Raw genomic sequence first — 21,265 nt, forward strand, 5'->3', positions numbered from 1 at the left:
TTGACAATCGACAATCAGTCCCAATAGTGTCGCTTGCAGCACAGACGATCAACGGAACGGACGACGATGGCCGACACCTCCTTCAGCCCCACGTACATCTCCTTCGACTGCTACGGGACGCTGATCAACTACCAGATCGAGCCCACCACTCGTGAACTCCTGAACGGGCGCGTACCCGAGGCGAAGATGAACGACTTCATGCGCACGTTCCGGAACTACCGCTACGACCAGGTCTGCGGCGAGTACTACGCGTACGAGCAGGTTCTGCAGGATGCCTGGGAGCGCACGTGTCGGGCCTGGAACCTCGAGTTCGACGACACCGCCGGCCGGAAGTTCGGCGACGCCGTGCGCAGCTGGGGCCCCCACGACGACGTTCCCACCCCGCTGAAGGCGATGGGCGAGCGCTTCAAGCTCGTCATCCTCTCCAACGCCGACACCAGCTTCCTCGACATCTCCGTGCCCAAGCTCGGGGCCGACTTCCATGCGGTGTTCACCGCCGAGCAGGCCGGCTTCTACAAGCCTCGCTACGGGGCCTTCGAGTACATGGTCGAGCAGCTCGATGCCACTCCGGCCGACTTCCTGCACGTGTCCTCGCACACTCGCTACGACCTCATGCCGGCATTCGATCTGGGCTTTCCGAACCTGGTGATGCTCGACCGCGGCTACGACCCGCACAGCCCGGCCTACAACTACACCACCGTCGACTCTCTCGACGAGCTCAACGGGCTCCTCGGAATCTGACATCCCAACGCTGAGAGGACATCTGACGTGAAGCTCGTTCCGTACTGGCTCGACACCGCCGAACCGTCCGGCGACTACCGCACCACCGAGGTTCCGCAGAAGGTCGACGTGGCCATCATCGGAGCGGGTTTCACCGGTCTGTCGGCCGCCGTGGAACTGTCGAAGCAGGGTGCCACCGTGGCGGTGCTCGAGCGGCACACCGTGGGCTGGGGCGCGTCCGGCCGTAACGGCGGTATGGCCACCACCGGCCTGGCCATCAGTTTCGCCCAGGCCGTCAAGCGCTACGGCGGCGACCGCGCCGTCGAGATGTTCCGTGAGTACGGCGACGCCATCGACACCATCGAGAAGCTGGTGGCAGACAACGGGATCGACTGCGACTTCCAGCGATTCGGCAAACTGTCGCTGGCCTTCCACCAGTCGCACTACGACGGGTTCCTGAAGTCACAGGCACAGCTGAAGCAGTACGCCGACTACGACGTGACCGTGATTCCCAAGTCCGAGATTCATTCCGAACTCGGCTCGGACTTCTACCATGGCGCCATGCTCGACCCGCGTGGCGCGGGTCTGCATGTGGGCAAGTTCGTGCACGGCCTCGCGCAGGTCGCCGTCGACGCCGGCGCCACGGTGTGCGAGAACGCCGGGGTGACCGAACTGCACCGCGTCTCCGGCACCGTCCACGACGTCCACACCACCCGCGGAATCGTCCGGGCCGCACAGGTCCTGGTCGCCACCAGTGGGTACACCGGCGCCGTCACCCCGTGGTTGCAGCGGCGGGTCATTCCGGTGGGCAGCTTCATCATCGCCACCGAGCCGCTCTCGGACGAGTTGGCCGATCGCATTCTGCCCAACCGCCGTCAGGCGTCGGACAGCAAGATGCTGACCTACTACTTCCGCATGACACCGGACAACCGCCTGCTCTTCGGGGGACGCGCTCGGTTCGCACTGTCGAGCCCGGACTCCGACGTCAAGAGCGGTCGCATTCTGCGCAAGGCCATGCTCGAGCTGTTCCCCTACCTCGAGAACGTGCGTATCGACTACACCTGGGGTGGGCTGGTGGACCTGTCGATGGACCAGATGGTGCATGCCGGCGAGCACAAGGGCCTGTTCTACTCGCTGTGCTACAGCGGCCACGGCGTGCAGATGGCTGCCCACATGGGTAAGCGCATGGCGCACTACATGGGCGGTGACCGCTCCGCCAACGTGTGGGGCGATCTGTGGAATCCCCCTGTTCCGGGGCACTTCGGACCGCCGTGGTTCCTGCCGATCATCGGTGGGGCCGCCAAGATCATCGACCGCGTGAGCTAGGAGCCGATCATGACCGAGGTGCTGGATGTGACCCTGTCCGGGAAGGGCCCGATCGAGCGGGACGTGGCCGCACTGCCGGGTGGCGGATTCGTCGAGGGACGCTGGCGCGCGCTCGATTCCGGGTGCGAGGTGCTCGCGGTGGGTGATCCCGAGAACGGTGCGGTGGTTGGCCGCGTGTGCCGCGCCACCGCCGCCGACGTCGGCGCGGCGGTGCGGCACGTGCACAGGGCGATGCTGGCCTCGCCGTGGCCACTACGCGAGCGGCGTGAGGTGCTCGAGACCAGCGCCCGGATGGTGGCCGACCGTGCTGGGCACCTGGCCGCGATCATCAGCGCCGAGGGCAGCAAGACCATCACCGAGGCCGAGGGTGAGGTACGTCGATGTGCCGAGACTCTCCGTCTCTCTGCCGCGGCGTCGGCCGAGCTCACGGGGTCACCGCTCGACTTCGAGGACAGCACGGCCGCCGGCCACAAGATCGGCTGGTACACACGCAAGCCCGTCGGGGTGGTTGCCGCGATCACACCGTTCAACGATCCGCTCAACCTGGTGGCACACAAGCTGGGCCCCGCGCTGATCGGCGGGAACGCAGTGGTGCTCAAGCCGTCCGAGCGCACTCCGCTCAGCGCCTTGGCCCTGGTGGAACTCCTGCTCGAGGCCGGGGTTCCCGCCGGGCGCCTGGCTGCGGTGGTCGGCGGCGAGGACGTCGGGCGCGCTCTGGTGGCCGACCCGCGCGTGGACCTGATTTCCTTCACCGGTGGGCCGCGCACCGCCGAGGTGATCGCCGCGAGCGCCGGGGCCAAGAAGTTCATCTCCGAACTCGGCGGGAACAACGCCACCATCGTGTGCGCCGACGCCGATCGCGAACACGCGGCGCGGGCGATCGTCGCCGGGGCGTTCGGCGTCGCCGGGCAGAACTGCCTGTCCGTGCAACGGGTGTACGTGCACGAGTCGGTGTTCGACGACGTGCTCGCGAAGGTGTCCGAGGGCACGCGCGCCTTGCGATGCGGACCGAAGGCGGACCGCACCACCGATGTCGGGCCGCTGATCAGTGAGCAGGAGGCCACGCGAGTGCAGGGTTGGGTGGACGAGGCCGTTGCCGCGGGCGCGACGTTGCATGCCGGCGGTACCCGCCGAGGCCCCTTCTACCTTCCGACCGTGCTCACCGACGTGCCGGTGGGGTGCCGTGTGGTTCGCGAGGAGGTGTTCGGACCTGTGGTGGTGTTGTCGCCGTTCCGGGAGATCGCCGAGGCGGTGGCGCGCGCCAACGACTCCGACTACGGACTACAGGCGGGGGTGTTCACCCGGTCGATGGACCTCGCCCTGGCGATCGCCGACTCCCTCGAGGTGGGTGCGGTGGTGATCAACGAGACCTCCGACGTACGAATCGATTCCATGCCGTTCGGCGGGTTCAAGAAGTCCGGTGTGGGCCGCGAGGGTGTGCGCTATGCGGTGCTTGAGATGACCGAGCCGAAGAATACGATCGTCAACCTCGTCGAACCTCGAGAGCTGTCCACCCGAGCTGCGTCGTGAGCACGCACTCGATCGCCGTGATCGCCGGCGACGGCATCGGACAGGAGGTGGTTCCCGCTGCGCTCGCGTGCCTGGAGCGGGTCACGCACGCCCATGGGATCGCTCTTCGGTTCACCGACTACGACTGGGGCTCGCAGTACTGTCGCGAGCACGGTTCGATGATGCCCGCCGACGGTATCGAGCAACTCGCCCGGCACGAGGCGATCTTCCTCGGCGCGGTGGGAGCGCCCGACATCCCGGACGCTGAGACGTTGTGGGGTCTGCTGATTCCCATCCGCCGTGAGTTCCGCCAGTACATCAACCTGCGTCCGGTGCGCACGCTCGACGGTGTTCGCAGCCCGCTCGCCGACACCCGGCCGGTCGACATCCTGATCGTCCGGGAGAACAACGAGGGGGAGTACTCGGAGGTCGGCGGACGCGCGTTCCGCGGGCAGCCGCACGAGACCGCCGTCCAGGAGACCATCTTCACTCGCCTCGGTGTCACCCGCGCTGCCCGGTTCGCCGCCGAGAAGGCCGCGGCGCGAGGAGGTCTGCTCACCTCGGCCACCAAGAGCAACGGGATCATCCACACGATGCCTTTCTGGGACGAGGTGGTGGCGGAGACGGCCGCCGGGTTCGAGAGGGTGACGCTGAGCAGTGAACTGGTCGACGCCCTCGCCGCGCACCTGGTGTTGCGGCCGTGGGACTACGACGTGATCGTGGCGTCGAATCTCCTGGGGGACATACTCTCCGACCTCGGCAGCGCCGTCACCGGATCCATCGGGATCGCGCCGAGCGCCAACCTCAACCCCGAGCGCGAGTTCCCGTCCCTGTTCGAGCCGGTACACGGTTCGGCCCCCGACATCGCGGGCCTGGGAATTGCCAACCCGGTCGGCCAGATCTGGTCGGGGGCGATGATGCTCGACCACCTCGGGTACCCCGAGGCCGCCGCCCACCTGCGCGGTGCCTTCGAGAGTGCTCTACGCGACGGGCACGGCACACGCGACGTCGGTGGTACGTCGAGCACGGCGCAGTTCACCGCCGCCGTGCTCGACGCGATCGACACGCACACCGCACCGTGACGGCCGCGAAACCCGCACCTGCAACCGAGTACCGCATCGAGTCGGACTTCCTCGGCTCCCGCGAGATACCCGCGAGCGCGTACTGGGGCATCCACACGTTGCGGGCGGTGGAGAACTTCCCGATCACCGGGATCACCCTCGCGGCGTACCCGGCGCTGATCCGTGCGCTCGCCGGCGTCAAACACGCTGCGGTGGAGGCCAATCACGATCTCGGGCTGATCGAGACGGGCACTCGCGACGCGATCGTCCGCGCGTGCACGGACGTCGAGCAGGGTGCGCTGGACGAGGAGTTCGTGGTCGACGTCGTGCAGGGCGGTGCAGGAACCTCGACCAACATGAACGCCAACGAGGTGATCGCCAATCGTGCGCTCGAGGTCCTCGGGATCGCGCGCGGATCGTACGGGGTGATTCATCCCAACGGTCACGTCAACATGGGCCAGTCGACCAACGACGTCTACCCGACGGCCGTTCGCATCGCGACAGTGCAGGGGGGCCGAGAGTTGTTGTCCGCCATGGCCCATCTGCGCGCGGCGTTCGAACGCAAGGCAATCGAGTTCGACGATGTGATCAAGGTGGGCCGGACCCAGCTCCAGGACGCGGTGCCGATGACGCTCGGTCAGGAGTTCCGCACCTACGCCGTCATGATCGCCGAGGACGAGGACCGGGTGCGCGAGTCACTGGTACACCTGCACGAGATCAACCTCGGCGCCACGGCGATCGGCACCGGGATCAACACCCACCCCGAGTATGCGGCGCGGGTCTGCGCGCACCTGCGGGCGATCACGGGGCTCGATCTGGTGACGGCGGGCAACCTGGTGGAGGCGACCCAGGACTGCGGTGTCTTCGTCCTGTTCTCGGGGATGCTCAAGCGGGTTGCGGTGAAGCTGTCGAAGATCTGCAACGACCTACGGCTGCTGTCGTCGGGACCGCGGGCGGGTTTCGGTGAGATCGGTCTTCCGGCGCTGCAGGCGGGGTCGTCGATCATGCCGGGGAAGGTCAACCCCGTGATCCCCGAAGTGGTGAACCAGGTCGCCTTCTCCGTCATCGGGAACGACCTCACGATCACCCTCGCCGCCGAGGCAGGTCAGTTGCAGCTCAACGCCTTCGAGCCGATCATCGCCCGCTCTCTGTTCGCCAACCTCACCGCCCTCACCGCAGCGTGCACCACGTTGGCGGACAGATGTATCGACGGCATCGTCGCGCACCGCGACGTGCTGCGTGCTCAGGTCGACTCGAGCATAGGGATGGTCACCGTACTCAACCCCATCATCGGGTACGACGCGGCCACCGCCATTGCGCGCGAGTGCCTGACCAGCGGCCGCAGCGTGGCATCCCTGGTTCTCGAGAAGGGACTGATGTCCAGGGCCGAGCTCGACGAGGTCCTGCGGCCGGACGCTACGGTGGAGCGGTGAACCAGGCCAGGTGGGACGACAGTCGACTTCGGGTGCGCGACGCGGCCTACCTGTATCTGGAGGACAGGCGACACTCCGCGACCGTGGTGACGTACTGGGTTCTGGCGGGCACGGGTGATCTCGCGCCCACTGTCACGGTGGCCGACCTCTCCGCACGCTTCGCCCGATGCGCGGCACACGACGAGATGATCGTCTCGACGCTGGTGACGGTTCCCGGCAACCTGGGTTATCCGCACTGGCAACGCGACGAGACGTTCTCGATCGCCGATCGCATCGTCGCCCACGACGGTGATATCGAGTGGCCGGGCGCGCAGGACGTGCTCTCGGCCATCGCGGCGTCCGATCTCGACCCCCGTGAGGGCACGTGGCGTGCGCACATCATCCCGAATGTGGGGGCGGTGCCCGGGCAGGTCGGACGGGTCACGCTGCTCGCCTACCACTGGCATCACGCGGCGTACTCCGGTCAGCGGTGGATCGGCATGCTGCGCGGGCTGATTCCCGATCACGACGGCCCCGTCCCTCTCCCGCCGCAGCGTCGTTTCTCGTCGAACGGCCCCTCGCGGTGGGACCTGGCGATCGGCGCCTGCGTCTTCGCGCCGCTCGCGCTCGCGCGTCTGGCAGCGTCGCTCGCGCGTCTGGCGACGTCGTCCGTCGCCACGGTCCTCGCGCGGCGGACGGCCACATCGGCGAACCCGCCCGGCGGATCGCCCGTGCCGCACACACGCTTCAACGGTCGGTTGCGCGGTGTGCGGCGACCGGAGCTGTGCGTGGTGGACCTGGCGGACATCACTGCCATCCGGCGCGGGTGCCCGGGCGCGACCATCAACGACGTGTTCCTGTCCGTTGCGGGCCGGGCGGTTCGGCTGTACCTGGACCGGATCGCAGAACCACCGGGCGGGCCGCTGGCAGCCCTCATGCCGGTCGCGCTGCCGGGCAGTGAGAGCGTCAACTCCTTCGCCGCGGTGCCGGTGCCGCTGCACACCGACGCGGCCGACCTCGCATCGCAACTGTCCGCCATCCGAGACTCGACGACTGCCGCGAAAGGCGCGGTGACGGCCGAACCCGCACTCATGCAGCACATTCCGGCGCCGCTGATGGCATTGATGGGTGTGATCTCGCGCCGGGCGGCGCTCGACGGGGAGCCCGACACCCCGGTGGCTGCGTCGTTCGTCCTCACCAACACCAACGTCAGGACGCCGATCGCCACCGTGTGCGGTGCGCGTGTCGACGTCGAGACGGCGCTGATCGTGCTCGCCCGGCCCACCACGTTGGCGCACAGCGTCGACACGGTCGGGGATCGGGTGGCCTTCGGCATCACGGTCGACTCTGCGGTCGTGCCGGACACCGCGCAGTACGCGGACTGCATCACCGACTCCGTCGCGCAGCATCTGGCGGAGCTGGCACCGTCCGGCTCGAGCTGACCCGGCGACCCTGCGCCCGTCACCGCGGACGTGGTCCGCCCCGCGTATCCTTCAGCTTCATGAAGGAGTTGGTGACCTCGCACCGGTCGGCGGTGTGAGCGCAGCGGCGTCGGGGCCGCTGCGGGCGCGCGATGCCGCGTACCTGTTTCTCGAGGACGGCCGGAACTCGGCCACCGTCGTCAACTACTGGGTTCTCGCGGGTTCCGCGGGCATGGCCCCGGTGATCACCCGCGAGCACCTCGCGGACCGTCTCGCCCGCTGCGCGGCGCACGACGACATGTTCATCAGCCGACTCGTCACGGTTCCCGCTCACCTGGCCTATCCGCAGTGGCGGCGCGACGACTCCATGGTGATCGTCGACCGCGTGCTCGCCCATCGCGGCGGCCTGGAGTGGCCCGACGTGCAGGACCTGCTGTCCGAGATCGCCGCCTCGGTGCTCGATCCACGCGACGGGTCGTGGCGCGCGCACATCGTGCCCGACGTCGGCGGGGTGCCCGGGCAGACCGGGCGCGTGAGCATCCTGGCCTTCCACTGGCACCACGCCGCGTTCGACGGGCAGCGGTGGGCCGGCACGCTGCGCGCACTGCTGCCCGACAATCCCGAACCGGTGCCCCTGCCGTCGCCGCGCCGGATCAGCGCCGACGGCCCCTCGCGGGCCGCGTCCGCGGTCGGCGCTGTGCTCGGTGCACCGCACGCGGTGGTGCGGTTGGCGCGCGCGCTGGCATCACAGGGCGCTCCACGCGTGAGGCCCTCGGCGTCGGTGCCCGGCACCCGATTCAACGGCCCCGTGCGGGGCCGCCGGCGGCCGGAGTTGTGTGTGGTCGACCTCGCGGACGTCGCCGCCCTTCGGCGTTCGTGTCCGGGCGCGACGGTCAACGACGTGCTGCTGTCCATCGCATCCGGTGCGGTGCGGATGTACCTGGAGTCGGTGGGGGAGCCGCCCGACGGGTCACTGGCTGCACTGATGCCCGTCGCCCAGCCGGGGAGCGTGAGCATCAACGCCTTCACGGCGGTGCCGGTGTCGGTGCACTCGCAGGCGCCGGACCTGACGACGCAACTCCGTTCGATCGTCGCGTCGTCGGCCGCAGCCAAGGCGTCCGTGGTACCGGAACCGCCTGTCGTCCAGGAGATTCCGGCGCCGGTGATGTGGGGGATCGGCGCGCTGTCCCGGGTGATGGCGCGGCGCTCCGGCCCCGCGCCCACCGCCGCGGCGTCGTTCGTGCTCACCAACACCAACGTGCGTACTCCGATGGGCCCGGTCTGCGGGGCACGGGTGGACGTGGTGACGGCTCTGCTCGCGCTCAGTGCCCCGACGACGCTCGCGCACAGCATCTGGACCGTGGACGGTCGCGTCGGCTTCGGTGTCACGGTGGATTCTGCGGTGATGCCCGACACGAGTGCCTACGCGGCGTGCATCACCGAGTCGGTGCGGCGGCACCTCGAGGAGGCGGCTCCGGGAGCCCGGTGAGGCAGTCGGCGCATCGAGATCGGCCGTAGGGATTGTGGAATCACGCGTCATCACTTTAAAGTGATGACGCGCGTCATCGGATGCGATTTTCCACGGCACCAGGAGTGATGGATGAAGACCTACACCGCCATCGTCATCGGCAGCGGATTCGGCGGCCAGTGCGCGTCGAAGATGCTCCTCGGTCGGGGGATCGAGGACTTCATCATCCTCGAGCGCCGGTCCTTCGTGGGGGGAACGTGGAATCAGAACCACTACCCGGGCGCCGCGGTGGACGTGCCCAGCCCGCTGTACTCCATCGCCTCCGAGCCCTACGACTGGTCGCGAACCTTTGCCGAGGGTCCTGAGCTGCAGGAATACACCAAGCACATTCTCAGCAGCAACGGGTTGCTCGAGCGCACCCACACCGACACCAACGTCGAGGCCGTGACCTGGAAGGGCGATCACTGGCACATCTCGACCAACAACGGCGAGTTCGCCGCACGGTTCCTCATCAACGCCACCGGGCCTCTCAGCACCCCCGTCATCCCGAACTTCCCCGGCCGCGACACCTTCGAGGGTCACCAGTTCCACACCAACGACTGGGACGACTCCTACGACCACAGCGGTAAGCGGGTCGCGATCATCGGTAGCGGCGCGAGCGCCGCGCAGATCATTCCCGCGATCGCACCGGAGGTGGCCACGCTCGACGTCTTCCAACGCACACCGCACTGGGTCATGGATCGTAAGGACCGGATCTACACCCCGCTGCAGCGTCGACTGCTGAAGCTGGCTCTGATCAGGCGGCTCGTACGCACCTACATCTACCTGACCCTGGAAACACGCATCATCGGCTTCAAGTACTCGCGCGTGATGCTCGAGCTGGTTGCCGGTGGCAACGCTCGACGCAAGATCCGGCGGGAGATCAAGGATCCCGAGCTGCGCGCCAAGGTCACCCCGGACTACGTGATCGGCTGCAAGCGCATCATCCTCTCCAACACGCTCTACCCTGCGCTGACCAGGGAGAACGTTGCCCTCCACGACAAGAACGACGGCATCGCCGAGATCACGCCGACGGGCATCGTCACCACCACCGGGCAGAAGGTGGACCTCGACCTGATCATCTTCTCCACCGGGTACGACGCCACCGACGGCGTGATCTCCTACCCGGTGATCGGTCGCGACGGGGCCACGCTCGCCGACAAGTGGAGCCCGTACCCGCGCGCCTACCAGGGCACCACCGTCCCCGGCTTCCCCAATCTGTTCATCGTGACCGGCCCCAACACCGGCATCGGACACACCTCGGCGATCTTCCTCATCGAGGCGCAGATGGAATACATCGGCCGGGCGATCGACGCCACCCGCAAGGCGGGCGGTACCTCCATCGAGGTGCTCGCCGACGCCGAGGACTCGTACACCGCGCACCTACACAAGGCCATGAAGGGCACCGTGTGGCAGTACGGCGGATGCAACAGCTGGTACAAGTCCAAGGACGGTCACGTGGTGGCCATGTTCCCCGGCTTCAGCTTCACGTTCCGCCGCCACGCCAAGCACTTCCGTGCGGACCAGCACACCATCCACACCGGTGCCACGCCGGACGTCTCGGCACCCGACAAGGACCTGGTGAACTCGTGAAGAGTTACGCCGGACACGTCGTGGTGATCACCGGCGCGGCGTCGGGCATGGGGCGGGCGTACGCGCTCGAGGTGGCACGCCGCGGCGCGGCAGGTCTGGCGATCGCCGACATCGACGCCGCCGGGCTCGACGAGACCGCCTCGCTCATCGGGGACGGGCCCGCGGTCTACACCCACGTTCTCGACGTGTCCTCACCGGCGCAGATCCACGAGTTCGCGGCAGCTGTCGAGCACACCCTCGGGCCGGCATCGGTGGTGATCAACAACGCCGGGATCGAGGGGCCCACCAAGCCGTTCTGGGCGTTGACCGACGCGGACTTCGACCGCATCATGGCCGTCAACTTCGGCGGCGTCCTGCACGGAACCCGCGCGTTCCTGCCGCAATTGATCCGGCACGAGAAGTCGGCACTGGTCAACGTCTCGTCGGTGTTCGGGCTGACCGCCTCGCCGAACCAGGTCGACTACAGCGCATCGAAATTCGCGGTACGCGGCTTCACCGAAGGCATCGCCATCGAGCTGGCCGGCACCGGCGTGTCGGTGCACGCGGTTCATCCCGGTGGCGTTCGAACCAACATCTCGCAGTACGAGGCCAGCAAAGCTTTCGCCGAGAAGTACTTCGGCACCGCCCCCGAGGACCTCGTGAAGACGGTGTTGGACAAGGTGGGCACGCGACATACCCGCATCGTCGCGGGCAAGCGCTCGGGCCTGATCGCCCTCGGGGTGCGGGTACTGCCGCTGTGGCTGATGAACAAGTTCGTCGCCCGTGACCTCGCGGACGTGCTCGATCGCTCGCTCTATCCGCCGAGCGCGGCGACCATCGCGGTCGGCGGCGACCGGGCCGTCGAGTCTGCGCCCACGGCGGCACCGGGTCAGTGAGCGCCGAGGCGGTTGCCGCCGTGGACGACGCCGGTCGTCGCTACGGCGGTGCCAGCGCACTGGTGCGCGACGAGCGGCGCAAGCGGCAACTGCTCGATGCCGGGCGAGTCGTGTTCGGCACCGTGGGGTACGCCTCGTGCACCGTGCGCGGGCTCTGCCGCGAGGCGCGGGTTGCCGACCGGTACTTCTACCAGTACTTCGACGGCACCGAGGAACTGCTCCTCGCGGTGTACCTAGAGTGCATGACGCACCTGACCGACTCCGTGGTGAGCGCGATCGACGACGCCATCGCCGACTCGCGCGGTGCCGACGGAAAGGCAGACCTGACCGTCGTCGCCCGGCGTGCACTCGAAGCGTTCTTCACCGCCGCCCGCGATCCGTCGTTCGCGCGGGTGGTGTGGATCGAGATTCTCGGCGCCGGTGATCGAACCACGGTGGCATGGCGCGGTGCAATGGATACCTTCGCCACGATCCTGCTCGACCGAATGCAGTCGGTGGTGCCCACCGTCGACGATCCCGGCGCCCCATCCTCGCGAATCTTGGCCACCGCCGCCGTCGGCGGGCTCTCGCACGTGGCGTTGACGTGGTGTATCGGCGGCTACCGCGAGGATCTCGAGACCATGGTGGACGCCGGTGTGCGGTTCATGGTGGGTATCGGAGCGGTGGCGTGAGCACCCCGGCCGAGTACTTCGACGCACTGAGCCCCGAGCGAGCCGAACGTCTGGCGGTGATTCGCCGCGTGATCGCCGCCACCGCGCCCGACGCCGTGGAGGGCATGCTGTACGCGATGCCGGGATTTCGTTGGCACGGAAAGCATCTTGCCGCCTACGCGGCCGCGAAGAAGCACGACGGGTTCTATCCGTGCAGCGGCAGCGTGATCGCCCGGCTGCCCGAGGTGGCCGCGCGATTCACCACCACCACCGGTGCGGTGCATCTGCCGCTCACCGAACCGGTCGACGAGGACGTGGTGGCGCACCTCGTTCGCGCGAGGATGGCGGAGATCGAGCAGGCGCTGGGCTAGGGCGGGGTACTGTCCCGGCCCATGGTCGGTGCCTGGTTCCTCGGGGTGAGCATTGGGCTGTCACTGATCGTGGCCATCGGTGCGCAGAACGCGTACGTGCTGCGCAGCGGCCTGACCGGGACCCACATCGGCCCCATCGTGGCGGTGTGCGCGACCTCCGACGCCGTGCTGATCGTGGCCGGGGTTGCCGGGGTGGGCGCCGTGGTCGACCGATTCCCGCAGGCCATCGACGTGGTCACCGTGCTCGGCGCCGCGTTCCTCGCGGTGTACGCGGTGATGGCGCTGCGGCGCGCGCGGCACCCGTCGGCGTTGACCGTCGACGCCGCCGCCGCCGTCTCACTCACGCGGTCGGTCGGCACTGCGCTGGCGCTGACCTGGCTCAACCCGCACGTGTACCTGGACACGCTCGTCTTCCTCGGTTCGGTGGCCAACCGCGAGAGGGGCAGTGCGCGGTGGGCTTTCGCTGCGGGGGCGGTCACGGCGAGCGTGCTGTGGTTCACCTCGCTCGGCTACGGGGCCCGATTGCTGCGCCCGATCTTCGCGCGCCCGAGGTCGTGGCAGGTGCTCGACGTCGGGATCGGGCTCCTCATGCTCGCCCTCGCAGGATCGTTGGTGGCCACGCTGTTCTAGGACGTGCCCAGGTTGCGCAACAGCAGAGCCTCCGCCAGGACCACGCGCTCGAACTCGGCGAGATGCAACCCCTCGTTCGCACCGTGTGCGCGGGTATCGGGATCCTCGACCCCGGTCACGAGCACGCTCGCCTCGGGGAAGGCCTCGACGAACTCCGCGATGAAGGGGATCGAGCCGCCCATTCCCATGTCGATCGGCGCGGTACCGTCCCAAGCCTCGGTGAAGGCGGCGCGGGCGGCGTCGAAGGCCGGACCCGTGGCGTCGATGCGCGTCGGCTCGCCGGTGTCGACCACCGTAACGGTGAGATCGGCCCCCCACGGCACGTGAGCGGTGAGGTGCCGGTGCAGGCAGTCGACGGCGTTGGCAGTGGTGTCCCCCGGGGCTATCCGCATACTGATCCGAGCCCGGGCCGTGGGCACCAGCGTGTTGGATGCGCCGTCGACCTTCGGCGCATCCAGACCGGTGATGCTCAGTGCGGGTCTGGTCCACAGTCGCTCGACCACCGAGCCGGTACCGATGAACTGCACCGCTGCCGTTGCGCCGGACTCCGCGCGAAGCCGCTCCTGCGGATAGTCGACCGCTGCGGCCGGGCCGGACGACAATCCGGCGATCGCCACGGATCCGTCGTCGTGATGCAGGGTGGCGATGAGCCGGGAGAGCGTGATCAGGGCGTCCGGAACCAGGCCGCCCCAGATGCCCGAATGCACTGCGTGCGTGAGGGTTCGCACCTGTACGTCGACGCGCACCAGTCCGCGCAGGGTGGTGGTCAGCGCCGGCTCGCCGATGTTCCAGTTGGCCGAGTCGGCGATCACGATCACGTCCGAGCGCAACGCCTCACGATGCGCGGCGAGGAGGGCGGGAAGGGTGTTCGAACCGATCTCCTCCTCACCCTCGACGAAGACCGTGACCGATACCGGGAGATCGTCACCGAAGGCGCGGATCGCACCGAGATGCGCCGCGATACCGGCCTTGTCGTCCGCAGCTCCGCGCCCGTAGAGACGGTCACCGCGTTCGGTGGGCTCGAAGGGCGGACTGTCCCACTCGGCCGGATCGTTCTCCGGCTGGACGTCGTGATGGGCGTAGAGCAGAACCGTCGGGGCGCCCGCGGGCCCGGCCCGGTGGGCGATGACGGCGGGCAGGCCACCGTCGGCGGTGACGATGTCGACGGACGTGAAGCCCTCTGCCCGCAGCAGATCCGCCACCATCTCGGCGCTGCGAGCAACCTCCGACGCGCGAGCGGGGTCGGCGCTCACCGATTCGATGCGGACCAGCGACTCGAGATCGGCGCGTAGCCGCGGCATGGCGTCGGTGACGGCTCGGCGCAACCGGTCGGTGCTGATACTCATGCGGTCCTTTCGATGGAGTCGAGGATCTGGAGCGTTCGCGCCCAGGCGGCGGACGCGGGGTCGATGAGAACGAAGTGATCGCCGTCGATCTCGACCATCTCCGCGCGCGCCCCCGCGGCGGTTGCGGCCGCGACGTACGACGTGGACTGCGCGAACGGCACGTTCGCGTCGGCTCGGCCGTGCACGCACCAGACCGGGATCTCGAGCGGGATCTGCTGCCGGGGGTCGTAGCGCGCGGTGTCCGGCCCGGGTGCGCGGCCGAGGAGATCGCGAACGGCGTTGTCGCCCAATGATTGTGCATCGGCAGAGATCAGATCGAGCACACCTGCCTGCGAGATCGCATGCGTCACCGGGACCCCTCCGGCCCAGCGGTCGTCGCGCAACCGACTCGCTGCCCACACCGCCAGGTGCCCGCCGGCGGAGTGCCCGAGCGTGATCACCCTGCTCAGGTCGAGGTCGGTCTCCCGCAGGCAGTCGATACCGGCCGCAATGTCGTCGAACGTGGCCGGTGTGCCGCCGCCGTTGCCGACCCGTCGGTACTCGAGGTTGAACGCCGCCCACCCTTTCGCCGCCAGGTCCGCGGCCAGCGGAGCACCGAGGGACAGGTCGTACCGGCTGCGCCAGAATCCGCCGTGAATCACCACCACTACACCTCGCGGTGCACCCGCGGGCCGATACAGGTTTCCGAACCGACTGTCGTCGCCGCCGTACTCTCGGCGCTCGTACCGTGCCGTCGTCACCCCGGTGCCTCCTCCACATGCCGTCGCGATCCACGCTGCCAACCCGATGCCCAGTACTGCCCGTCTCCTCACGGGCTCTGCCCCGCAGCGGCGGCCGGGGTGGGGGCGGCGAGGTCGTCGATGGATTCACCCAGGTGCAGGAAGGACCCGTCGAGGACGTAGGTGGCGGGTGTGACCCCGAGGTGGACGGTGACGGCGGTTTCGAGTGCGCCGTCGGAGCCCTTGCGATGCTCGATGGAGGTGATGACGCCGATCGCCTCGGACGTGATGCCGACACCGTCCAGATCGAAGTTGGCGTGCAGTTTGGCGTAGGCACCGACGTGTTCGATGGTCAGCGCGTCGGAGTTGACGATCCGGTAGCCCATCACCCCAGGGTAGAACCCCCGGAGATCTCAGCCGGCGATGGAGGGTTGCGCAGCAACGGCGGGAGCGGTGGTGGTTCGGTAGGCGTCCAGGTCGAAGCGGCGCAACCGGGCGCGGAAACGGAAACTGAAATCCGGCCACAGGGAGACGTTGGTGCCGTTCGGGTCCAGGAACCAGCTGCTACATCCGCCGGTCTCCCACACGCTGCGGCGCATCTTCGCGCGGATCAGTGCGTTGTAGCGCTGCTGGGCCTCGCGGCGAACCTCGACGGTGCGCAGGGACTTGCGGTCGAGGGTCGACACGGCGTCGACGATGTAGCGGATCTGCGACTCGATCATCAGGATCGTCGACGAGTACCCCAGGCCCGCGTTGGGTCCGAGGATCAGGAAGGCGTTGGGAAAGCCCGCGACGGTGGTGCCCTTGTACGCCTGCACTCCATCGCGCTCGAAGGTCTCGGTCAGGCTGAGCCCTTCGCGCCCGATGATCCGCTCGAAGCTCGGTGAGTTGTGAACTCGGAAGCCGGTTGCCAGCACGATCGTGTCGACCTCTCGTGCCGTGCCGTCCTCGGCGACGACCGATCGCCCGTCGACGCGGGCGATGCCGCTCGGGACCACGGTGACGTTGGGGCGCGCCAGCGTGGGGTAGTAGTCGTTGGAGATCAGCATCCGCTTGCAGCCCACTCGATAGGTGGGGGTGACGGTGCGCCGCAGATCTCGATCGCGCACGTCGAGGTGCAGTTTGGTGCGCGCGATCAGGCCGAGTGCGACCGTGGCGGGCGGGAACTTGATCAGGATGACCGCGTACACCTCGCGAAGCAGGTACAGGATCACTCGGAACAGTTTCAGCAGAAACGGTATTCGACGAACCAGTGCGCGTTCCGGACGCCGGTAGCGCCGCACGAGTTTCGGGAAGATCCACGGCGCGGTGCGCTGGTAGAGATCGAGTCGGGCGACGCTCGCGGCGATGGCGGGCACGATCTGGATCGACGACGCCCCGACACCCACCACGGCGACGCGGGTACCGGTGAGGTCGACGTCGTGGTTCCAGCGGGCGGAGTGGAAGACCTCGCCCGGAAAACTCTCGAGACCCTCGATGGGCGGGATCAGCGGCTCGGACAGCGCCCCGGTAGCGCTGACGAGGATCTCTGCCGTGATGGGTCCGAGGGTGGTCTGCACCCGCCACACCGAGGCACCCGCGTCCCACCGGGCGGAGACCATCGCGCACCCGAACACGACCTTGCTGCGGATCTCGTGCCGGTCCGCCACCGCGGAGAGATAGTCCTCGATCTCCGACTGCGTCGAGAACGAGTGCGTCCAGTCCGGGTTGAGATCGTAGGAGTACGAGTACAGCCGCGAGGGCACGTCGCACCCGGCGCCGGGATAGGTGTTCTCCCGCCAGGTTCCGCCGATGTCGTCGGCCCGCTCGAGGACGACGAAGTTCTCGCGACCTGCGCGGCGCAGGGCGATCGCCGCGCCGACGCCGGAGAACCCACCGCCCACGATCAGGGTGTGGACGTGGCCGCCGATCACGGACCCCACGCTGGATCGGCTGGGCGTCACGAGCGTGCTCCGTCTCGTCTGCGCGACGGCCGCACCGCGGGGAAGAAGGCCGGCACCCGACGGGCGTAGGCGCGGTAGGACTCACCGAAGCGGGCGATCAGGTCGCGCTCCTCGAGCACGGTGCCGAGCACGATGTAGCCGGTCAGGCCGCCAGCCCAGATCAGTCGGCCGACGGTGATGGTGTCCGAGCACCAGAACACCAACAGCAGGCCGGTCATCAGGGGGTGCCGCACCAGCCGGTACGGCCCGTGGACCTGCAGCCGGTCTGCGGTGGCGTCGGGCACCTGCAGGACGTACTGGCGGTAGGCCTGCTTCAGGCCGAGCAGATGAGCGTGATCGAGCAGCAGGGTGGCGGCGTAGACGAGCGCCACGCCCACCCAGAAGCCGACGTCGAGCGCGAGCGCGGCCACGCCGTCGAACCGGACCAGCACGTGCGGAGCCGGCACCCAGGCCAGACAGAGCAGCCAGATCGCGGCGACGGCCATCGTGATGTAGACCGAGCGCTCGAGTGCCGGTGGGACGAGGCGAGTGAGGGCGGCCTTGAACGCGGGACGCGCCATTCCCGAATGCTGCAGGCCGAACAGTGCGATCAGGGCGACGTCGATCGGGATCGCAGCCACCAGCGGCAGGTTCACGCCGAGATCGACCGTCTTGGGCAACCACCACCCGCCGGAGAACAGCAGCAGCAACGGCACCGTCAGGCCCGCCGCGGCGTACACGCCGAACGCGATCAGCAGCGGTACCAGCCGCGAGCGATCGGTGAGAACCTCGCGGATCCGCGCGCGGTCGATCAGATCCACGCGAACCACGGCAGCAGACGTGAGCGAACGGATCCGGTCTCGATTCGGTTGTCCAGCTTGGCCTTCCATCGTCGGCCGTAGGTCTCGTCGAGAAAGCCCGACGGCAGGACCAGGCGCCACGCCGACTGCAGGGTCATCCAGTACGGGACGATGACGGCCGGATCCACCAGCCTCATGTAGTCGAGCTTGTCGGGGATCTGGCTCCAGTGCACGCCCGGGTAACGGTGGTGCACGCTGTGGTAACCCTGGTTGAAGATGAAGAAGTTCAGCCAGTTTCCCGCCGTGTTCAGCGACGTACTGGGATCGTCCTCGAAGCCGCGCGCCGGGGCGTGCGTGAGCCAGGCGAAGTAGCCGGAGTTCACCTGCGTGATCGCCATCGGCACCAGGTAGAACAGAACGAACGCGGTCGTGCCGGCGAGCTGCCACAGCCCCACCATGGTGAGCAGCAGCACGGTGCAGTCGAACACGAACTGGTGACGACGGGTTCGGCGCGTCGGGGCCACATCGCGCGCGAACAACTGCGAGATCGTGTGGCGCTTGACGATGGTGCCGTATCGCAGCCAGTACCAGATGGCGCCCACCCCGCGGTCGCGGCCCTCGGTCGAGGTGACGTCCCCGGGCCCGTCGTTGTACCGGTGATGGTTGAGCACGTGTACCTCACGCATCTCGGCGGCCGTGAGTGCCGCCGGGAGCGTGCACATGATGTCGACGAGGCGGTTGAGTCGGCGGGCCACGAACAGCGGACGGTGGGTGTGCATGTGGAGCACGCCGATGGTCAGCGAGAAGTTGAGCAGGGTGAGCACCACGATCAGCGGTACCGCGACCCACCAGGTTCTCGCGAAGGGCACGAACAGGCCGAATGCGAGGAAGCCGACCCACAGCACGATGTGGGTCAGGGGGCCCACGTTGGCAGGATGTTCGAGCCGGAATACTCTGCGCGAGAGCGGATCCGACGGGCGGTCCGCGGACGAGCCGTCCACGGGTGTGCGGCTCGGTGCGGCGGTGTGCGCGGCGTTCGCGGAAGCGGATCCGGTCATGAGGGAACTCCTGCGTGCGGTGGTACGGGTATCGACTGGGATGGTGGTTCGGTCGGTGCGGCCGCGGCCCGGAAGCGTCGACCCAGCTCGTGCATGCCGGCGGCGTCGCCCGGGTGCACACGCTCGAGAGCTCCGAAGGCAAGGTGGTCGGACACCATCATCGAGGTGACCTCGTGCGCGGTGAGCTCGCCGGTGAGTTGGTCCTCGGGCAGATCGCGGATCAGCGCGAAGGTCGCGTCGACGGCCGTCGACATCAGGGACGCCTGCGCTCCCCGACCGCCGGCGCCGAAGAGGGTCAGCGACCGTCCCGCCTCGGCGCTCGCGCCGAGAACCTGCCCGACGGCACGGTCCACACTGCGTTCGATGCGGCCGAGCATGCGCTGCCATCCGCCGGCCGTTGCCGCTGCCGCGAGGGCGGCCGCAGGTCGAACTCGGCGCGTGTAGGGCGGCGCGGAATCGACTGCCGTGCAGAGAAAGGCCGTGGTGGTGATGGCCATGTGAGCGATCGCCGCACGCTCGCGTCGACGCACCCGGGGGCCGACGTGCTCGAGGAGGGCGATGCTGCCCAGAGCCGGCGAGAGCAGGCGGACCACGATGGCGTGTACGAGTTCGGCGTGCGACCCGACCCCGTACCGGTGGACCTCGTTGTCGCGCAGATCGTTCGCCAACTGCGCGGTGGCACCCGCGGCCCGCGCCAGCTCACCGAGGTTGGCGTGTGCCGGCTCGGTGCCGACCACCGCGCACGCGTAGCCGACGACGCGGCCGAGCACCCGTTCGCCGTAGTCGACGCGGGGCATCGGGCGATCGAGGTTGCCGGTCATCGCGGTGGCGATGTCGACGAGCATCGCGGCAAGACGCCCACGCTCGACGGTGGGGAGGGCGCGGATCAACTCGCGTACATCTGCAATGCGTTCGGCGAGAACGAGATCCACCATCTCACTCTCGCGCGAGGTCACGACGCCGGTCAGCGGCGCGGGTGCGACCGGATGCCCGGCCAGGTGGCGAGCGGCGATCAGCACCGTCTCGAACGGTAGTCCGGCGCGTGGCCCGAGGTCCTCGTAGGCGTCGAGGACCCGGCATGCGAGGACGGCGGCCGTGGCCTCGTCGCGGGGACCGGCGGGTAGCACGCTGATGGCGAGCGCGAGGTTGCGGGCAGCGGGAACGAGGGCGCACGCGGCGAGCTCGGTGGGAGTGCGCGCCGCACGCAGGGCACCGACGTCGACCGGGCTGCGCAGGGATATCAGGGTGCGGACCGGGCTCATGCGCGCGATCCCGACGCCGAGACCAGATCGAACAGGTAGGTGCGGGCGGGCGAGTCGACGAATCCGCTCAGGCATTCGCACGCGGCGTCGACGGCGTCGGCCGCCACCGAACGAGCGATGTCCGTCGCGCGGTACTCGAGTAGCGATCGGCGCAACTGTGCACTGGTGACCGCGCGATCACGCCACAGCGTCCGCGCGGCCGGGTCGGCGGCGAGCCACTCGATGACCGGCCAGGTGACGATGCGCCGATCGAGGTCTCCCCCCGCGTCCTTGCCGAGCGCGCTACCGCCCTCGATATCGCGGACGTCGTCCATGATCTGGAAGGCCAGGGCGAGGTTGTCCGCGTAGCGCATCAGGGTGCGTAGCCCGTCGTCGTCGACACCGCCGCTGGTTCCGCCGTACGCGCAGGCCACCCGGAACAGCGTTCCGGTCTTGGCGAGCGCGACCGTGCGGTAGTGCCGGCGCAGGGCCGCGTCGTCCAGTTCGGGGGGCACCACCTCGATCAGCTGACCGAAGGACAGCTCGGATAGTCCGTCGAGGAAGCTCACCCCCTCGATGCGCCCGACTCGCGTGAACGCGCCAGGGTCGGAATCGATCACCGAGGCCAGGGTGTCCAGAGCGACACCGGCGAGATGGAAGCCGCATCGAGCCGCACGACGGACACCGAACGCGGCGGGAACCGACGCTCGCCCGCGCCGCAGTGCGGACCCGTCACAGATGTCGTCGTGGATCAGCGACGACTCGTGCAGCATCTCGATGGCGCACGCGGCATCGATGCGGTCGGTGTCCCGGAGCGGACGGGCGTCGGGGACGAGCTGCGTACAGGCCAACACGAGACCTGCGCGCACCCGCTTGCCCGGAACGGCGAGCACATGGGCGTACACGTCGGCGAAGGCCAGGTGTGGGGAGAGAATTGCCTCGAGTCGGTCCTGAACCGAATCGAGGGCGACGAGTCGGCGCGTGTCGCCGGCGGACTGCTGCACCGATGTCATTGCTTTCACCCCCGCGGGAAATCTGCCGAAATCCGACCGACGAGTTCTCGGCCCGGCTTAGTGCGCACCGACAGTAGGAGTTGGGGTGCGA

Annotated in this window: 20 protein-coding genes; 12 read left to right on the top strand and 8 right to left on the bottom strand. The window is 68.5% G+C overall.

The window, feature by feature from the left end; translation table 11 throughout:
• Positions 1 to 66: 66 nt before the first annotated feature.
• From ACY48E_RS13320 to ACY48E_RS13375, 12 genes are all read left to right on the top strand, one after another.
• Positions 67 to 741: a haloacid dehalogenase type II gene (locus tag ACY48E_RS13320; RefSeq protein ID WP_462872687.1), complete on the top strand. Its 675-nt coding sequence runs from the start codon at positions 67 to 69 to the stop codon at positions 739 to 741.
• A gap of 27 nt (positions 742 to 768) precedes the next feature.
• Positions 769 to 2,046: an NAD(P)/FAD-dependent oxidoreductase gene (locus tag ACY48E_RS13325; RefSeq protein ID WP_462872688.1), complete on the top strand. Its 1,278-nt coding sequence runs from the start codon at positions 769 to 771 to the stop codon at positions 2,044 to 2,046.
• Positions 2,047 to 2,055: 9 nt separating this feature from the next.
• Positions 2,056 to 3,576 (top strand): aldehyde dehydrogenase family protein, encoded by a 1,521-nt coding sequence (locus tag ACY48E_RS13330; protein WP_462872689.1) that lies wholly within the window; start codon positions 2,056 to 2,058, stop codon positions 3,574 to 3,576.
• Positions 3,573 to 4,637, top strand: coding sequence for a tartrate dehydrogenase (locus ACY48E_RS13335; RefSeq protein WP_462872690.1), 1,065 nt, complete (start codon positions 3,573 to 3,575; stop codon positions 4,635 to 4,637). The genes ACY48E_RS13330 and ACY48E_RS13335 overlap by 4 nt, the downstream gene beginning before the upstream one ends.
• Positions 4,634 to 6,049 carry an aspartate ammonia-lyase gene (locus tag ACY48E_RS13340; protein ID WP_462872691.1) on the top strand — a complete coding sequence of 472 codons (1,416 nt, stop codon included), beginning with the start codon at positions 4,634 to 4,636 and terminating at the stop codon, positions 6,047 to 6,049. The genes ACY48E_RS13335 and ACY48E_RS13340 overlap by 4 nt, the downstream gene beginning before the upstream one ends.
• The gene (locus ACY48E_RS13345; protein WP_462872692.1) at positions 6,046 to 7,470 is read left to right on the top strand and encodes a wax ester/triacylglycerol synthase domain-containing protein; all 1,425 of its coding nucleotides are present in this window, start codon (positions 6,046 to 6,048) and stop codon (positions 7,468 to 7,470) included. Before ACY48E_RS13340 ends, ACY48E_RS13345 begins: the two co-directional genes overlap by 4 nt.
• A 94-nt stretch (positions 7,471 to 7,564) precedes the next feature.
• The gene (locus ACY48E_RS13350) at positions 7,565 to 8,938 is read left to right on the top strand and encodes a wax ester/triacylglycerol synthase domain-containing protein (protein WP_462872693.1); all 1,374 of its coding nucleotides are present in this window, start codon (positions 7,565 to 7,567) and stop codon (positions 8,936 to 8,938) included.
• A 111-nt stretch (positions 8,939 to 9,049) separates the two neighbouring features.
• Entirely contained in the window at positions 9,050 to 10,549 is a 1,500-nt protein-coding gene (locus ACY48E_RS13355; RefSeq protein WP_462872694.1) for a flavin-containing monooxygenase, read from the top strand.
• Positions 10,546 to 11,424: an SDR family NAD(P)-dependent oxidoreductase gene (locus ACY48E_RS13360; RefSeq protein ID WP_462872695.1), complete on the top strand. Its 879-nt coding sequence runs from the start codon at positions 10,546 to 10,548 to the stop codon at positions 11,422 to 11,424. The genes ACY48E_RS13355 and ACY48E_RS13360 overlap by 4 nt, the downstream gene beginning before the upstream one ends.
• Positions 11,421 to 12,095 (top strand): TetR/AcrR family transcriptional regulator, encoded by a 675-nt coding sequence (locus ACY48E_RS13365; RefSeq protein WP_462872696.1) that lies wholly within the window; start codon positions 11,421 to 11,423, stop codon positions 12,093 to 12,095. Before ACY48E_RS13360 ends, ACY48E_RS13365 begins: the two co-directional genes overlap by 4 nt.
• Positions 12,092 to 12,445, top strand: a complete 354-nt coding sequence (locus tag ACY48E_RS13370) for an iron chaperone (protein WP_462872697.1) — start codon at positions 12,092 to 12,094, stop codon at positions 12,443 to 12,445. Before ACY48E_RS13365 ends, ACY48E_RS13370 begins: the two co-directional genes overlap by 4 nt.
• Before the next feature lie 21 nt (positions 12,446 to 12,466).
• Positions 12,467 to 13,075, top strand: coding sequence for a LysE/ArgO family amino acid transporter (locus tag ACY48E_RS13375; RefSeq protein WP_462872698.1), 609 nt, complete (start codon positions 12,467 to 12,469; stop codon positions 13,073 to 13,075).
• Here the strand turns inward: ACY48E_RS13375 and ACY48E_RS13380 are convergent.
• The 8 genes from ACY48E_RS13380 to ACY48E_RS13415 are packed head-to-tail and all read right to left on the bottom strand — an operon-like array spanning position 13,072 to position 21,174.
• The gene (locus ACY48E_RS13380; protein ID WP_462872699.1) at positions 13,072 to 14,421 is read right to left on the bottom strand and encodes a M20/M25/M40 family metallo-hydrolase; all 1,350 of its coding nucleotides are present in this window, start codon (positions 14,419 to 14,421) and stop codon (positions 13,072 to 13,074) included. The genes ACY48E_RS13375 and ACY48E_RS13380 overlap by 4 nt on opposite strands.
• Entirely contained in the window at positions 14,418 to 15,233 is an 816-nt protein-coding gene (locus tag ACY48E_RS13385; RefSeq protein WP_462872700.1) for an alpha/beta hydrolase family protein, read from the bottom strand. The genes ACY48E_RS13380 and ACY48E_RS13385 overlap by 4 nt, the downstream gene beginning before the upstream one ends.
• Positions 15,230 to 15,526 carry a hypothetical protein gene (locus ACY48E_RS13390; RefSeq protein ID WP_462872702.1) on the bottom strand — a complete coding sequence of 99 codons (297 nt, stop codon included), beginning with the start codon at positions 15,524 to 15,526 and terminating at the stop codon, positions 15,230 to 15,232. Before ACY48E_RS13390 ends, ACY48E_RS13385 begins: the two co-directional genes overlap by 4 nt.
• Before the next feature lie 27 nt (positions 15,527 to 15,553).
• On the bottom strand, positions 15,554 to 17,083 hold the full coding sequence (locus ACY48E_RS13395; protein ID WP_462872704.1) for a flavin-containing monooxygenase: 1,530 nt from the start codon (positions 17,081 to 17,083) through the stop codon (positions 15,554 to 15,556).
• On the bottom strand, positions 17,080 to 17,883 hold the full coding sequence (locus tag ACY48E_RS13400) for a methyltransferase family protein (RefSeq protein ID WP_462872705.1): 804 nt from the start codon (positions 17,881 to 17,883) through the stop codon (positions 17,080 to 17,082). The genes ACY48E_RS13395 and ACY48E_RS13400 overlap by 4 nt, the downstream gene beginning before the upstream one ends.
• Positions 17,874 to 18,920: a fatty acid desaturase gene (locus ACY48E_RS13405; protein ID WP_462872706.1), complete on the bottom strand. Its 1,047-nt coding sequence runs from the start codon at positions 18,918 to 18,920 to the stop codon at positions 17,874 to 17,876. Before ACY48E_RS13405 ends, ACY48E_RS13400 begins: the two co-directional genes overlap by 10 nt.
• Complete coding sequence (locus ACY48E_RS13410; protein WP_462872707.1) at positions 18,917 to 20,182, bottom strand: hypothetical protein; 1,266 nt, start codon at positions 20,180 to 20,182, stop codon at positions 18,917 to 18,919. Before ACY48E_RS13410 ends, ACY48E_RS13405 begins: the two co-directional genes overlap by 4 nt.
• Positions 20,179 to 21,174, bottom strand: a complete 996-nt coding sequence (locus ACY48E_RS13415) for a polyprenyl synthetase family protein (protein ID WP_462872708.1) — start codon at positions 21,172 to 21,174, stop codon at positions 20,179 to 20,181. Before ACY48E_RS13415 ends, ACY48E_RS13410 begins: the two co-directional genes overlap by 4 nt.
• Positions 21,175 to 21,265: the final 91 nt, after the last annotated feature.

The organism is Rhodococcus sp. AZ1 (assembly GCF_054979605.1).

Excerpts from the sequence above, each read along its gene's own strand:
- ACY48E_RS13320 (WP_462872687.1), top strand. The coding sequence starts at position 67 with ATGGCCGACACCTCCTTCAGCCCCACGTACATCTCCTTCGACTGCTAC.
- ACY48E_RS13330 (WP_462872689.1), top strand. The coding sequence starts at position 2,056 with ATGACCGAGGTGCTGGATGTGACCCTGTCCGGGAAGGGCCCGATCGAG.
- ACY48E_RS13355 (WP_462872694.1), top strand. The coding sequence starts at position 9,050 with ATGAAGACCTACACCGCCATCGTCATCGGCAGCGGATTCGGCGGCCAG.
- ACY48E_RS13375 (WP_462872698.1), top strand. The coding sequence starts at position 12,467 with ATGGTCGGTGCCTGGTTCCTCGGGGTGAGCATTGGGCTGTCACTGATC.
- ACY48E_RS13380 (WP_462872699.1), bottom strand. The coding sequence starts at position 14,421 with ATGAGTATCAGCACCGACCGGTTGCGCCGAGCCGTCACCGACGCCATG.
- ACY48E_RS13390 (WP_462872702.1), bottom strand. The coding sequence starts at position 15,526 with ATGGGCTACCGGATCGTCAACTCCGACGCGCTGACCATCGAACACGTC.
- ACY48E_RS13405 (WP_462872706.1), bottom strand. The coding sequence starts at position 18,920 with ATGACCGGATCCGCTTCCGCGAACGCCGCGCACACCGCCGCACCGAGC.
- ACY48E_RS13410 (WP_462872707.1), bottom strand. The coding sequence starts at position 20,182 with ATGAGCCCGGTCCGCACCCTGATATCCCTGCGCAGCCCGGTCGACGTC.
- ACY48E_RS13415 (WP_462872708.1), bottom strand. The coding sequence starts at position 21,174 with ATGACATCGGTGCAGCAGTCCGCCGGCGACACGCGCCGACTCGTCGCC.